This window comes from Streptomyces sp. NBC_00122 (assembly GCF_045160845.1).
Lineage (GTDB): Bacteria > Actinomycetota > Actinomycetes > Streptomycetales > Streptomycetaceae > Streptomyces.
In genome coordinates, this window is the sequence record NZ_CP108191.1 from 1,763,987 (window position 1) to 1,777,746 (window position 13,760).

The window sequence follows — 13,760 nt, forward strand, 5'->3', positions numbered from 1 at the left end:
CCGCTCACACCTGGAGCCCGGCCGTGAGCAGGTCGACGAAGCCGACCTCCTCCTTCGCCACACCGAAGGCCTCGGCGCGCTGCATGGTGCGCTCGGCCCAGGCCCGGTGGGGCTTCACCTCGTTCATTTTGTTCGTGTAGACGGAACGCATTACTCCGCCGCCGCCGCGCTCGGGGCGCAGGATGTCCTGGGCGTCGCTGAACTCCTCGTGGGAGACCACCGACAGCGCGTGGACGGGCGTGACGTGGGCGGGGTGGATGCACGTCTTGCCGAGCAGTCCGTTGGCCCGGTCGAGCTCGATCTCGCGCAGCAGCCCGTCCAGGTCGTGTTCGATCAGGGCGGTGCGCAGTTCCTCCACGCCTTCCGCCAGGAAGGGGCTGCGGCGCAGCTGGGGCTTGAAGAGGCGCTGCTGGCTGCGGAAGTACTCCCACACCGGGCCGGTGACGGTGAAGCCGGTGCCGTCGGCGCGGCTGAGGACGTTGACGACGTCCGCGATCACGCCGGCCACGATCTGGACGTCGTAGGCGGTCATGTCGGGGGTGCGGCGCAGGCCGTAGGCGGAGCAGAAGTCGGTGACGCCGAGCCGCAGGGCCAGGACCCGGTCGCGGTGGTCGTTGACGGTGCGGGAGATGCCGGCGAGGGTCTCGACGCGGGTTTCGAGGTGGAGGAGGTCCGGGGTCTCCAGGACGGGCATCGCGTACAGCCGGCCCTGGCCGTAGGCGGCCTCGGCCTGGGCGACGGCGTCCAGGAAGGGAGTGCCACTGCTCTCGTTGAACTTCGGAAGTACGAATCCGGCCAGTCGCCGGGCGGAGCCGCCCAGGCGACGCACCAGGTCGGGTATCTGCTCGGGCGTGCGGACGCGGATGAACAGGAGCGGGAGCTCGGCGGTGTCCGCGTCGAGCTCGGCGAACTGCCGGATGAGGTTCTCCTCGGCCGCGGCGACCTCGCCGTCACTGATGGAATCCTCCAGGCAGAGGACCATCGAGACGACTCCGCGGCCGGCCTGCTTGCGGATGTCCCGGGCGAGCTGGGGGCGCGTGGCGGGGCTGTAGAGCGTCGCCCCCAGGGCCGCGGCGAGGACGCGGGCGGGCGAGGCTCCGGTGAATTCCGCCGGTTCCTGGTGGAAGAGGTCCTTGCGGACAGTGGGCGATATGTGCCCGAAGTGACGCATGTGCTTCCCCCGTACTGCCTCGGCGGCCCAACTGGCGTGGCCGGTAATAGTACGTACTAACGTGAGTCAAGAGTTCCTCAAGCACATGAAGTTCAGGTAACCCTCTTGCACGATGCCCAGCTCTCGCGTTCGGGACAAGGCCCTACGGGGGGCCGCATTGTCCCGGTCCACCCCGGGAGGGCAGGATGACGTGCATGACGCACGCGATGCAGAAGGGCTCGAACATCCCGGTGGCCCCCGTGGCGGTCCGGGCTGTGCTCCGTTGGACGGCCGGCCCCGAGGTGCCGGACGTGGACGCCTCCGCCCTGCTCGTGGGCGCCGACGGCCGGGTGCGTTCGGACGAGGACTTCGTCTTCTACAACCAGCCGCGGCACCCCTCGGGGGCCGTCTGGCGACTCGGTAAGAAGCAGATCGGCGACGCGGTCACCGACGCCGTCCAGGCGGACCTGCGCACGGTGACCCCGGCGGTGGACCGGATCCTGGTGGTCGCCTCCGCCGAGGACGTCCCCTTCCAGCAGGTCCGCGACCTGCGGATCCTCCTGTACGACGCCACGGCGGCCGGCGGCTCCGAACCGCTGGCCTACTTCGACGTACGGCCCGAGACCGGTGCCGAGACGGCGCTGATCTGCGGTGAGCTGTACCGCCGGGGCGAGGGGTGGAAGTTCCGCGCCCTGGGCGAGGGCTACTCCGACGGGCTGGTCGGGCTGGCGACCGACCACGGGATCTCGGTCGACGAGAACGCCGCCGAGTCGGCGGCGGCCCCGGATGCCGGGCCCGCCGCCGGACCCGGCGCGGGGGCCACCTCCGAGCAGACGGCCGCGATGGCCCCGCCGGCACCGCCCACGCAGGCCCCGCCGCCGGTCCAGCCCGCCTATGGGTACCCGCAGCCGGTGTCCCCGGCCCCCGTGCCCGGTCCGGCCGCCGATCCGTCGTTCCGGCTGCCGGTGCAGGGCCCGCAGTTCATCCGCCGCTGACGCCACTGCCGACACCACTGCTGACGCCCCCGCCCGGGGCCCCGGTCAGGCCTTGGCGCTCTTGTAGCCCCGCCCCCACTGGAGCCCCCAGCCGTACAGCCGGTCCAGCTCGGCCTGGAACCCGTACACGAACTTCACCTCGCGCCGCACGACCAGCTCGCCCTTGACGCGCTCCACGGAGACCACCGCGCAGGAGCGGGCCTGCGGGTGCCGCTCCTCCAGGGGGATCTCGATCCGCGGCCCGGTCACCGGGAACAGGGTGACCAGGGCGTGGGTCCGGTCGAAGGCCGGGGTCTGGTCGTAGATGTAGACGAAGACCAGCAGCCGCTTGATCTCGTCGGCGTGGTCGAGATTGACGTAGAGCGTCTCGCCGGACGCCGAGCCGAACCGGTCGTCCCCGCTGAGCTTGACGTACGGCGGGTCGTTGATGTCGCCGAGCAGGTTGCCCAGCGGCTGGACGACTCCGCGGGTGCCGTCGGCCAGCTCGTAGAGGCAGCCCATGTCGAGGTCGACATTGACCATGCCCTGGGTGTGCGCCTGCACCATGTCGGGCTTGAACAGCTTGAACGGATGCCGGAAGAGCTGGCCGCTCTGGCCGGAGCTGCCGCCGATGTCCGAGGTGCGCATGCGCCAGGACAGGTTGACGCGCAGATTGCCGTGGACCGCCCCCTGTTTGGTGAGCGACACGGTCGAATGCCGCTTGGTCAGCTCGATCGCGTTCGACGAGGCGCTGCCCGATTGGAACTGCACGGCGCGGCTGCCCATGATGCCGTCGAAGAAGCCCATCCCTACCCCCCTTGATCCCTTGGTCCCCTGATACGTACGGAAGCGGGGCGGCCCGCCGGGTCCGTGGACCCCGTGGGCCGCCCCGCAGATGGAGCGTTCCGCATTACCGCCGCGGTCATGCCTCGGCGGCGGAACCCTCCAGTTCCAGGCGCTTGTTCCGGCGGACCGAGGACCAGAAGGACCAGGCGATCAGGATGACGCCGACGAGGCCGGTGATGACCTCGTTGATCTCGTACTGGATGGTGACGAGCAGGAGCACGGCGAGGGCGCCGATGGCGTAGTGCGCGCCGTGCTCCAGGTAGACGTAGTCGTCGAGGGTGCCCTGGCGGACCAGGTAGACGGTCAGCGACCGGACGTACATGGCACCGATACCGAGGCCGAGCGCCATGAGCACGATGTCGTTGGTGATGGCGAAGGCGCCGATGACTCCGTCGAAGGAGAAGGAGGCGTCGAGGACTTCGAGGTAGAGGAACATGAAGAACGCGGCCTTGCCGGCCATGGCGACGACCGAGACGGGCTTGCCGCTCTTCTTGGCCTCTTCCTCCGCCTCGTGTTCGGCTTCCTCCTCTTCCTCCAGCTTGTTCTCGAAGTAGCCGGAGAGGCCGCCGACGATCATGTAGGTGATCAGGCCCAGGATGCCGGAGACCAGGACGGTCTGCGCCTTGTCCACGTGGACGCCACCGTGCTGGTGGGCCTGGGTGGCGAAGGTCATCGAGGTGATGACCAGGACGATCAGGGCGATGCACGCCGACAGCATGTCGATCTTGCCGAGCTTGGCCAGCGGGCGCTCCAGCCAGGCCAGCCACTTGATGTCGCGGTCCTCGAAGATGAAGTCGAGGAAGATCATCAGCAGGAACATGCCGCCGAAGGCGGCGATGGACGGGTGGGCGTCCGTGACCAGCTGCTCGTACATCACCTTGTTGGAGAGGGCGAGGTCCACGGCCTCGATCGGACCGATCTTGGCACTGATGGCCACGATCACGACGGGGAAGACCAGTCGCATACCGAAGACGGCGATGAGCACACCGACAGTGAGGAAGATCTTCTGCCAGAAGGCGTTCATCTTCTTCAGGATTCCGGCGTTGACCACCGCATTGTCGAAGGACAGCGAGATCTCAAGGACCGACAGGATCGCGACGATCCCGAAAGCCTGCCACCCCCCGTAGAACACCGCTGCGACCAGACCGAGCGCAGTGATTGCGAACGACCAGCCGAAGGTTTTGAGAACCACTGGCACCCCATCGTCTTGTACGGCTTTACGAAACGTTGACCCCGAAGTCTAGAGCGATGCCCCTCAGGCCCGACGCGTACCCCTGCCCCACCGCACGGAACTTCCACTCGCCCCCGTACCGGTAGACCTCGCCGAAGATCATCGCGGTCTCGCTGGAGGCGTCCTCGGAGAGGTCGTAGCGGGCCAGTTCCTGGCCGTCCGCCTGGTTCACCACGCGAATGAAGGCGTTGCTGACCTGGCCGAAGCTCTGCCGGCGGGACTCCGCCTCGTGGATCGAGACCGGGAAGACGATCTTGTCGACCTCGGCCGGCACCTTGGTCAGGTCGATGATGATCGACTCGTCGTCGCCCTCACCCTCGCCGGTGAGGTTGTCCCCCGTGTGTTCGACGGAGCCGTCGGGGCTCTTCAGGTTGTTGTAGAAGACGAAGTACGCGTCCCCCAGGACCCGGCCGTCGCGGCACAGCAGCGCGCTGGCGTCGAGGTCGAAGTCCGCGCCCGTGGTCGAGCGCGCGTCCCATCCGAGGCCGATCAGGACCCGGGTGAGGTTCGGTGCGGCCTTGGAGAGGGAGACATTGCCCCCCTTGGCGAGTGTGACGCCCATGCTGTGGTCCTCCCCGGACGACGGTGTGGCGATGGTGGCGGTGTGGCGGGTGTGTGGCGGGTCCTGCCGTGCGCGGGCCGTGCGGCCCCCGGAAGGGCCGTAAAGCCCGTCCGGCGCCGTACACACAGTGCACGGCGCCGGACGGGTGATGACTCTCGGGGTCAGACGTTGACGCCGAAGTCCTGCGCGATGCCGCGCAGGCCCGAGGCGTAGCCCTGGCCGATGGCGCGGAACTTCCACTCCGCACCGTTGCGGTACAGCTCGCCGAAGACCATGGCGGTCTCGGTCGAGGCGTCCTCGGAGAGGTCGTAGCGGGCGAGCTCGCTGTTGTCGGCCTGGTTCACGACGCGGATGTACGCGTTGCGGACCTGGCCGAAGCTCTGCTGGCGGCTCTCGGCCTCGTAGATCGAGACGGGAAAGACGATCTTGGCGACATCGGCCGGGACACCGGCGAGGTTGACCTTGATCGCCTCGTCGTCGCCCTCGCCCTCACCGGTGGTGTTGTCACCGGTGTGCTCGACCGAGCCGTCGGGGCTCTTCAGGTTGTTGAAGAAGACGAAGTTCGCGTCGCTGGCGACCTTGCCCTGGTCGTTGGTCAGGATCGCGCTGGCGTCGAGGTCGAAGTCGACACCGGTGGTGGTGCGAGCGTCCCAGCCCAGACCGACGATGACCGCCGTCAGGTTAGGCGCGGCCTTGGTCAGCGAGACGTTGCCGCCCTTGCTGAGGCTGACTCCCACGGGTCCTCCATTGGGTTCATGTGTATGGGGCGGTGCCCCGTCGTGCTGGGGGCCCCTCCCAGCGCTGGCTGGGGGAGCTACCGGATCAACGTTTCGATCCTAGTGACGGGTTCCCGCCTGTACGCGATTTTCACAGCGAACTGCGGCCGACGAGCCGACGACGGGCCTCAGAGGCTGTCGAGGGCCTTGATGTACTCGTTCAGGTCACGCGCGTCGGGCAGTCCGTTGACGACAGTCCAGCGCACGACGCCGTCCTTGTCGATGATGAAGGTGCCGCGGACCGCGCACCCCTTCTCCTCGTCGAAGACGCCGTACGCGCGGGAGGTCTCCCCGTGCGGCCAGAAGTCCGACAGCAGCGGGTAGTCCAGGCTCTCCTGCTCGCCGAAGACCCGGAGGGTCGGCACGGAGTCGTTGGAGACGGCGAGGAGCTGGACGTCGTCGTTCTGGAAGCGCGGCAGCTGGTCGCGCAGCTCGCACAGCTCGCCGGTGCAGACGCCCGTGAAGGCGAACGGGTAGAAGAGCAGCACCACGGCCTTCTCCCCCCGGAAGTCGGAGAGCCGCACGGTGGCGCCGTGGTTGTCCTTGAGCTCGAAGTCGGGGGCCTTGTCGCCGACCTGGATCGCCATCTCTCGCGTCCCTTCGTTCCTGCATACCTGCGTTGGGCTGTTCGGGTGAGGCAAAGCCTATGCACGCCCCGGCCGCGAACGCACGCACCCCGCCGACCGGGGTCGACGGGGTGGCGATATGTCCGCTCGGCTGCGGGACGCGGCTCAGCGCTTGGACTTGACGGCGGTCTTGGGCGTCACGAGCTTGGTGGCGCCCCACTCCTTGCCCACCGGGAGACCCTTGGCCAGCGAAAGGCCGGCCGTCTCCGCGGCTTCCTTGATGTCGCTGGCCTCGACGTAGCCGGGGCGGCCCGTCTTGGGGGTCAGCAGCAGGATCAGTGCGCCGTCCTCGATCAGCTCGGTGGCATCGACCAGTACGTCCGCCAGGTCGCCGTCGTCCTCCCGGAACCACAGCAACACGGCGTCGGCGACGTCGTCGAAGTCCTCGTCGACGAGTTCGCCGACGAGCCCGTCCACGACGTCACGGAATTCCTGATCGACGTCGTCGTCGTAGCCGATCTCCTGGACCACCTGTTCGGACTGGAAACCCAGCCGGGCGGCCAGGTTCTCCGCGTGGTCCGCGGTCGCGCTCACGGGGTGCCTCCTGCTCATGTTCGGTGAATGTTCTTCGGCGGCGCGCGTACGCGCAGCATTGGACGTAGTCCACACGGGCGCGGCGGATCGCGCAAGTACCCGGCCGCCGAGACCGTCGAAACGGTGACGATTGCGGCCGTCTCGCCGCAACTTTCAGCCCCTCCGTATACACCTCGGGTGATTCATCCCACACCATTCCGGTTCATTCGTCATCGCTTCAGGACTTTCCTACCTGTTTGAGGGACGAACGGCCTCACGAAGGAGGTGACCGAGTTGGGCGTAAGGTTGCGATTTGGCCGCACCTGCCACCGACCCCCTCCTCAAGACTCCCTACCGTCTCCAGGGATTACCCAGTGGTAGAGATGACGATTTCGGCCGAGCGTAAGACCATGGGAGGCGGCGAACCCAAGGCACGACTCCCCCGACAGCGAAGGAACAGCGTGGCTTCCGCATCCGATCGCAATCCGATCATCATTGGCGGCCTGCCGAGTCAGGTCCCGGACTTCGATCCGGAGGAGACGCAGGAGTGGCTCGACTCCCTGGACGCCGCAGTCGACGAGCGGGGCCGTGAACGCGCCCGCTACCTGATGCTGCGGCTGATCGAGCGGGCCCGTGAGAAGCGCGTGGCCGTGCCCGAGATGCGCAGCACGGACTACGTCAACACGATCGCCACCAAGGACGAGCCGTTCTTCCCCGGCAACGAGGAGATCGAGCGCAAGGTCCTCAACGCCACCCGCTGGAACGCGGCCGTGATGGTCTCGCGCGCCCAGCGCCCGGGCATCGGGGTCGGCGGACACATCGCGACCTTCGCCTCCTCCGCCTCCCTCTACGACGTGGGCTTCAACCACTTCTTCCGGGGCAAGGACGAGGGCGACGGCGGCGACCAGATCTTCTTCCAGGGCCACGCGTCCCCCGGTATCTACGCCCGCGCCTACCTCCTGGACCGGCTCACCGAGCAGCAGCTCGACGCGTTCCGGCAGGAGAAGTCGAAGGCCCCGTACGGCCTTTCCAGCTACCCGCACCCGCGGCTGATGCCGGACTTCTGGGAGTTCCCGACCGTGTCGATGGGCCTCGGCCCGCTCGGTGCGATCTACCAGGCCCGGATGAACCGGTACATGGAGGCGCGCGGGATCGCGGACACCTCCAAGTCCCACGTATGGGCGTATCTCGGTGACGGCGAGATGGACGAGCCGGAGTCGCTCGGCCAGCTGTCCATCGCGGCGCGCGAGGGTCTGGACAACCTGACCTTCGTCGTGAACTGCAACCTCCAGCGCCTCGACGGCCCGGTGCGCGGCAACGGCAAGATCATCCAGGAACTGGAGTCGCAGTTCCGCGGCGCCGGCTGGAACGTCATCAAGCTGATCTGGGACCGCTCCTGGGACCCGCTGCTGGCCCAGGACCGTGACGGCATCCTGGTCAACAAGATGAACTCCACCCCGGACGGGCAGTTCCAGACGTACGCCACCGAGTCGGGTGCGTACATCCGTGAGCACTTCTTCGGCGGGGACCAGCGGCTGCGCGCGATGGTCGAGAACATGACCGACTACCAGATCCAGCACCTGGGCCGCGGCGGACACGACCACAAGAAGGTCTACGCGGCGTACGCGGCGGCCAAGGCCCACAAGGGCCAGCCGACGGTGATCCTGGCGCAGACGGTCAAGGGCTGGACGCTCGGCCCGAACTTCGAGGGCCGCAACGCGACGCACCAGATGAAGAAGCTGACGGTCGACGACCTCAAGCGCTTCCGCGACCGCCTGCACATCCCGATCACGGACGCGCAGCTGGAGAGCGGCGCCCCGCCGTACTACCACCCGGGCCCGAAGTCGCCCGAGATCCAGTACATGCACGACCAGCGCAGCGCGCTCGGCGGCTACGTGCCGACCCGCGTGGTGCGCGCGAAGCCGCTGGAGCTGCCGGGCGACGCGACCTACGCGGCCGCCAAGAAGGGCTCGGGCCAGCAGTCGATCGCCACCACGATGGCGTTCGTCCGCATCCTGAAGGACCTGATGCGGGACAAGGAGATCGGCAAGCGCTTCGTGCTGATCGCGCCCGACGAGTACCGCACCTTCGGTATGGACGCCTTCTTCCCGAGCGCCAAGATCTACAACCCGCTGGGCCAGCAGTACGAGGCGGTCGACCGCGACCTGCTGCTCGCGTACAAGGAGTCCCCAACCGGCCAGATGCTGCACGACGGCATCTCGGAGGCGGGCTGCACGGCCTCGCTGATCGCCGCGGGTTCGGCGTACGCGACGCACGGCGAGCCGCTGATCCCGGTCTACGTCTTCTACTCGATGTTCGGTTTCCAGCGCACGGGTGACCAGTTCTGGCAGATGGCCGATCAGCTGGCGCGCGGTTTCGTCCTCGGTGCGACCGCCGGCCGGACCACCCTGACGGGTGAGGGCCTGCAGCACGCCGACGGCCACTCCCAGCTGCTGGCCTCGACGAACCCGGGCTGCGTCGCGTACGACCCGGCCTACGGCTACGAGATCGCGCACATCGTCGAGGACGGTCTGCGGCGCATGTACGGGCCCGAGTCGGAGGACGTCTTCTACTACCTGACCGTCTACAACGAGCCGATCCAGCACCCGGCCGAGCCGGCGGACGTCGACGTGGACGGGATCCTGAGGGGCCTCCACCGGGTGTCGCGGGGCACGGAGGGCACCATCGGGGCGCAGCTCATGGCCTCGGGCGTGGCGGTGCCGTGGGCGCTGGAGGCGCAGCGGATCCTGGCCGCCGACTGGAACGTGCGGGCGGACGTCTGGTCGGCGACCTCCTGGAACGAGCTGCGCCGCGATGCCGTCGCGGTGGAGGAGCACAACCTGCTCCACCCGGAGGAGGAGCAGCGCGTCCCGTACGTGACGCGGAAGCTGTCGGGTGCGGAAGGTCCGTTCGTGGCGGTCTCCGACTGGATGCGGTCGGTCCCGGACCAGATCTCGCGGTGGGTGCCCGGCCCGTACACCTCGCTGGGCGCGGACGGCTTCGGCTTCGCCGACACCCGCGGCGCGGCCCGGCGCTTCTTCCACATCGACGCGCAGTCGGTGGTCCTGGCCACGCTCACCGAGCTCGCCAAGGCGGGCCGGATCGACCGTTCGGTGCTGAAGCAGGCCGTCGACCGCTACCAGCTGCTGGACGTCGCGGCGGCCGACCCGGGCGCGGCGGGCGGAGACGCGTAGCCGTCACCCTTCCGTGGGGGCGCTGGGACATCTGTCCCAGCGCCCCTTACGCGTTCTTTACGATGCTGGCATGAAGGAACCCTCCCGCCAGGCGCGCTGGGAGCGCCGTACACAGACGCCCCTGCTGGTACTCGCCCTGGCCTTCGCCGTCGCCTACGCCGTGCCCATCGTCGCGCCCGACGCGGATCCGTCGGTGCACCGGGCGTGCACGCACGCGGAGTGGGTGGTGTGGGGGGCCTTCGCCGTCGACTACCTGGTGCGGCTGGTGCTCGCGAGGGACCGCAGGGTCTTCGTACGGACGCACTGGCTGGACCTGGCCGCGGTGGTGCTGCCGCTGGTCCAGCCGTTGCGGCTGTTGCGGCTCGTCGCCACCTTGATGCTGGTGGGGCGCCGGGCCCGGATGGCTCCGCAGATCCGGCTGACGACCTATGTGGCCGGGGCGGTGGTGGGGCTGCTGATGTTCGGCTCTCTCGCGGTGCTGAGCGTGGAACGGGACGCCCCCGACGGGAACATCAAGAACCTGGGCGACGCGGTGTGGTGGTCCTTCACCACCATGACGACGGTCGGGTACGGCGACCACTCCCCCACGACCGGCCTCGGCCGGGTGCTGGCCGTCGGGCTGATGCTGTCCGGGATCGCCCTGCTCGGTGTGGTGACCGCCAACATCGCCGCCTGGTTCATCGCCCGCTTCGAGCGGGACGACCAGGCGGAGCGGCTTCATGTGGCGGCCCTTCGGGAACTGCAGGCGGAGGTACGGGCGCTGCGCGCGGAGGTCGCGACGCTGGGCGGCGGGGCGGCCGGACCGGCCGGGCCGGCTGATCCGACCGGTCCGGCCGAGCTGGCCGGGGCCCCGGCGCCGCGCGAGGCTACGTCTCCCACACCTTGAACGCCCTGACCTGGTACGGCGACTGCGGCAGCCAGACCCCGTCGCCCGGGTAGGTCTGGAACTCGCCGGTCTCGGCGCACTGCGCCGACTGGTAGGTGGTCACCGGGCGGCCGAGCCGGTTGGTGAGGGACTGGGCGCTGGTCCCCGCGGGCAGGGCGGTGCAGCTGTTGATGTCCAGGGTGCTCAGCTCGTGGGTGTTCCGGGTGCCCTTGAACTCCGGCTTCGCCCACAGGCACAGCTGTCCGGTCGCACAGGCCCCGAGGGTGGCCGGGCCGGCGGCGTGCGCCGCGCCGGAGGTGCTCGGGACGAGAGCGGCGAGGGCCAGGCCGGCGACGGCGAAAGTGGTGCTCCACGTACGCATGACGGGTCAACTCCTTGTGGACGAAACGTGCCCCGGACTGTTGCCGGAGCTCCGCCGACACCACGCTGACCTGCGCCGACGGCCGGGCGGAAGAGGCCTCGGGCAGGTCCACCCTGATAGGCGACAGCCCCGCCGGAACCGTCCGGCAGGGCTGTCGTACGTACGGAGTTGACGCCTCCGCGGGCGCTGGAGCCGGGCCTCAGACGTGCGCGGCGCCCACCCCCGCGGCGGCGTTCTCGCCGCGCTTGGTGAAGCAGGCGACGACGGCGGCGAGGACCGCGACCACGCCGGCGACGGTGAAGGCGGTGCTCATGCCGGACACGAAGGTGTCGTGCGCGACGTCGGCGATCGCCTGCGCGACGGGCTCCGGGGTGCCCGGCTGGACGGGGGCCATGCCGACCTGGACCCCCTTCTCCACGAGAGCCTGCTCCTGCGGGGCGAGCGGAGGCAGCCCGGCGGCGTGCCAGTTGTCCCCGAACGAGTTGCCGACGGCGCTGGCCATGACCGCGCCCAGGACGGCGGTGCCGAGGCTGCCGCCGACCTGCATGGCGGCCTGCTGGAGCCCGCCGGCCACGCCGGACAGCTCCAGCGGGGCGTTGCCGACGATGACCTCGGTGGCGCCGACCATGACGGGCGCGAGCCCGAGGCCGAGCAGGGCGAACCAGAGCGACATCGTGAGCGTGCCGGTGCCCGGGGTCAGCCGGGCCATCCCGAAGCAGGCGACGGCGGTGGCGACCATGCCCCCGACGAGCGGGATCCGCGGGCCGACCCAGGTGATGACGGCGCCGGCCAGCGGCGAACCGACGATCATCATGCCGGTCAGCGGAAGCAGGTGCAGACCGCTGTCGACCGGGCTCATGCCGTGCACGTTCTGCAGGTAGAAGGTGACGAAGAACAGGCCGCCCATGAAGGCGAAGGCCATCAGCACCATCAGCACGGTGCCCGCGGACAGCGGCAGCGAGCGGAACATGCCCAGCGGGATCAGCGGTTCCGCGACCTTCGTCTCCCAGACGGCGAAGAACGCGAAGCAGAGCACGGAGGCGGCGAGGAAGAACAGGGTCTTCCAGTCGCCCCAGCCCCACTCCCCGGCCTTGATCAGGGCCCAGATGAGGGAGAACATCGCGCCCGACAGCAGCAGGATGCCCAGGATGTCGAAGGAGCGGGGGGCGTTCGGAGCGCGGTGGTCGACGAGGATGAACAGGCCCAGGAGCAGCGCGACGACCCCGACGGGGACGTTGATGAAGAAGACGGACTGCCAGCTGCGGTGCTCGACGAGGAGGCCGCCGATGATGGGCCCGGCGGCCGTCGAGGCCCCGATGACCATGCCCCAGATGCCGATGGCCATGTTGAGCTTCTCGGCGGGGAAGGTGGCGCGCAGCAGGCCGAGCGCGGCGGGCATCAGCAGCGCGCCGAAGAGGCCCTGCGCGACACGGGCGGTGATGACGAGCTCGACGCCCTCGGACATGCCGATCACGGCGGAGGAGAGCCCGAAGCCGGCGATGCCTATGAGGAAGGTCTGGCGGTGGCCGAAGCGGTCGCCGAGCTTGCCCGCGGTGATCAGGGAGACCGCGAGGGCCAGCATGTACCCGTTGGTGATCCACTGGATGTCGGCGAGCGAGGCATCGAGGTCCGCCGCGATCGCGGGGTTGGCGACGGCGACGATCGTGCCGTCGAGGGCGACCATCATGACGCCGATCGCGACGGCGAAGAGGGTCAGCCAGGGGTGGCCGCGCAGGCCCGTACGGGCCGGTGCCGATCCTGGTTCCTTGGCGGGCACCTGCTCGTCGACGGTGATCTGACTAGTCATGCGAACAGGCTAGTGACAGCGACTGACAGTTCACAAACGGCTCAGTGGGACAGTCTTTGTCGCGTGGGTCACAGGTAACCTGACCGCTCACCCGGCGTCAGAAGAGCAGAAGAACATCGGAAAGGAGCCCCCCGGTGATGACCGACGAACGGCCGGCGCCGGCCGCACCGGTGGCGGCGGGCCTGCGCGAACGCAAGAAGCGGCGCACCCGGGACGCGCTGCTGCGCGCCGCCCTGCTGCTCTTCATCTCCCAGGGGTACGAGCGGACCACCGTCGACGAGATCACCGACGCCGTGGACGTGTCGCAGCGGACCTTCTTCCGCTACTTCGCGAACAAGGAGGAGGTCGCCTTCGCCGTCCAGGACCTGGTCGAGTCGCACTTCTTCGCCGAGCTGCAGGCCCGGCCGCCCTCCGAGGGCCCCTTCGCGGCGATGCGGGGCGCGGTGCTCGCCGCCTGGGACACCGTCGAGGAGGCCATCTCCGAGGTGGTCCCCGTCGACCTCTACATGCGCAGCTACCAGCTGATCGAGTCCACCCCGGCCCTCCTCGCCGTGCACCTGCGTCGCTCCACCGAGTTGGAGGAGCGGATCGCCCGGCTGATCGCCGCCCGCGAGGGACTGGACGTGGACGCCGATCCCCGGCCGCGGGTGGCCGTCGCCGCGTTCTCGGGTGTGATGCGAGTCACGGGCCGGCTGTGGGGGCAGGGCGAGGACACCAGCGTGGCCGCGATCCGGCGGATGACCGAGGCGTACCTGGACCAGATCGGCCCCGCCCTGGCTGCGGATTGGCGCCGTACGCCCGCCACGGGCCGGGACTGACCGGCGCTGCCGGGGC

At 69.2% G+C, this 13,760-nt stretch carries 13 protein-coding genes; 4 read left to right on the plus strand and 9 right to left on the minus strand.

Annotation, left to right across the window (positions count from 1 at the left end; translation table 11 throughout):
- Positions 1 to 4: 4 nt before the first annotated feature.
- Entirely contained in the window at positions 5 to 1,171 is a 1,167-nt protein-coding gene (locus OG737_RS08360; protein ID WP_405921380.1) for an HpcH/HpaI aldolase/citrate lyase family protein, read from the minus strand.
- Positions 1,172 to 1,365: 194 nt separating this feature from the next.
- Here OG737_RS08360 and OG737_RS08365 point away from each other — a divergent pair, with 194 nt between their 5' ends.
- The gene (locus OG737_RS08365) at positions 1,366 to 2,145 is read left to right on the plus strand and encodes a TerD family protein (RefSeq protein ID WP_405921381.1); all 780 of its coding nucleotides are present in this window, start codon (positions 1,366 to 1,368) and stop codon (positions 2,143 to 2,145) included.
- Positions 2,146 to 2,190: 45 nt separating this feature from the next.
- Here the strand turns inward: OG737_RS08365 and OG737_RS08370 are convergent, their stop codons facing one another.
- From OG737_RS08370 to OG737_RS08395, 6 genes are all read right to left on the minus strand, one after another.
- Positions 2,191 to 2,931: a Tellurium resistance gene (locus OG737_RS08370; protein WP_328925494.1), complete on the minus strand. Its 741-nt coding sequence runs from the start codon at positions 2,929 to 2,931 to the stop codon at positions 2,191 to 2,193.
- A gap of 115 nt (positions 2,932 to 3,046) precedes the next feature.
- Positions 3,047 to 4,162, minus strand: a complete 1,116-nt coding sequence (locus OG737_RS08375) for a DUF475 domain-containing protein (protein WP_328925495.1) — start codon at positions 4,160 to 4,162, stop codon at positions 3,047 to 3,049.
- 25 nt (positions 4,163 to 4,187) lie between these two features.
- On the minus strand, positions 4,188 to 4,763 hold the full coding sequence (locus tag OG737_RS08380) for a TerD family protein (protein ID WP_328925496.1): 576 nt from the start codon (positions 4,761 to 4,763) through the stop codon (positions 4,188 to 4,190).
- Positions 4,764 to 4,924: 161 nt separating this feature from the next.
- Positions 4,925 to 5,500 (minus strand): TerD family protein, encoded by a 576-nt coding sequence (locus tag OG737_RS08385; protein WP_030711348.1) that lies wholly within the window; start codon positions 5,498 to 5,500, stop codon positions 4,925 to 4,927.
- 167 nt (positions 5,501 to 5,667) lie between these two features.
- The gene (locus OG737_RS08390; RefSeq protein ID WP_328925497.1) at positions 5,668 to 6,126 is read right to left on the minus strand and encodes a peroxiredoxin; all 459 of its coding nucleotides are present in this window, start codon (positions 6,124 to 6,126) and stop codon (positions 5,668 to 5,670) included.
- Between the two features lie 144 nt (positions 6,127 to 6,270).
- Entirely contained in the window at positions 6,271 to 6,699 is a 429-nt protein-coding gene (locus OG737_RS08395) for a DUF3052 domain-containing protein (protein WP_328925498.1), read from the minus strand.
- Positions 6,700 to 7,139: 440 nt separating this feature from the next.
- Here OG737_RS08395 and aceE point away from each other — a divergent pair, with 440 nt between their 5' ends.
- Positions 7,140 to 9,872 (plus strand): pyruvate dehydrogenase (acetyl-transferring), homodimeric type, encoded by a 2,733-nt coding sequence (aceE, locus tag OG737_RS08400; protein ID WP_328925499.1) that lies wholly within the window; start codon positions 7,140 to 7,142, stop codon positions 9,870 to 9,872.
- Between the two features lie 70 nt (positions 9,873 to 9,942).
- A complete protein-coding gene (locus OG737_RS08405; RefSeq protein WP_328925500.1) occupies positions 9,943 to 10,758 on the plus strand; it encodes a potassium channel family protein in 816 nt (271 codons plus the stop codon).
- Here OG737_RS08405 and OG737_RS08410 read toward each other — a convergent pair.
- Positions 10,739 to 11,119, minus strand: a complete 381-nt coding sequence (locus OG737_RS08410; RefSeq protein ID WP_328925501.1) for a peptidase inhibitor family I36 protein — start codon at positions 11,117 to 11,119, stop codon at positions 10,739 to 10,741. The two genes, OG737_RS08405 and OG737_RS08410, sit on opposite strands and share 20 nt — an antisense overlap.
- 199 nt (positions 11,120 to 11,318) lie before the next feature.
- On the minus strand, positions 11,319 to 12,926 hold the full coding sequence (locus tag OG737_RS08415) for an MFS transporter (protein WP_328925502.1): 1,608 nt from the start codon (positions 12,924 to 12,926) through the stop codon (positions 11,319 to 11,321).
- Positions 12,927 to 13,063: 137 nt separating this feature from the next.
- On the opposite strand from OG737_RS08415, the gene OG737_RS08420 reads away from it, so the two are divergent.
- Complete coding sequence (locus OG737_RS08420; protein WP_328925503.1) at positions 13,064 to 13,744, plus strand: TetR family transcriptional regulator; 681 nt, start codon at positions 13,064 to 13,066, stop codon at positions 13,742 to 13,744.
- The last annotated feature ends 16 nt before the right edge of the window (positions 13,745 to 13,760 follow it).

Coding starts and splice junctions, on each gene's coding strand:
- OG737_RS08405 (WP_328925500.1), top strand. CDS start 9,943: ATGAAGGAACCCTCCCGCCAGGCGCGCTGGGAGCGCCGTACACAGACG.
- OG737_RS08365 (WP_405921381.1), top strand. CDS start 1,366: ATGACGCACGCGATGCAGAAGGGCTCGAACATCCCGGTGGCCCCCGTG.
- OG737_RS08415 (WP_328925502.1), bottom strand. CDS start 12,926: ATGACTAGTCAGATCACCGTCGACGAGCAGGTGCCCGCCAAGGAACCA.
- OG737_RS08420 (WP_328925503.1), top strand. CDS start 13,064: ATGACCGACGAACGGCCGGCGCCGGCCGCACCGGTGGCGGCGGGCCTG.
- OG737_RS08390 (WP_328925497.1), bottom strand. CDS start 6,126: ATGGCGATCCAGGTCGGCGACAAGGCCCCCGACTTCGAGCTCAAGGAC.
- OG737_RS08410 (WP_328925501.1), bottom strand. CDS start 11,119: ATGCGTACGTGGAGCACCACTTTCGCCGTCGCCGGCCTGGCCCTCGCC.
- OG737_RS08360 (WP_405921380.1), bottom strand. CDS start 1,171: ATGCGTCACTTCGGGCACATATCGCCCACTGTCCGCAAGGACCTCTTC.
- OG737_RS08370 (WP_328925494.1), bottom strand. CDS start 2,931: ATGGGCTTCTTCGACGGCATCATGGGCAGCCGCGCCGTGCAGTTCCAA.
- OG737_RS08380 (WP_328925496.1), bottom strand. CDS start 4,763: ATGGGCGTCACACTCGCCAAGGGGGGCAATGTCTCCCTCTCCAAGGCC.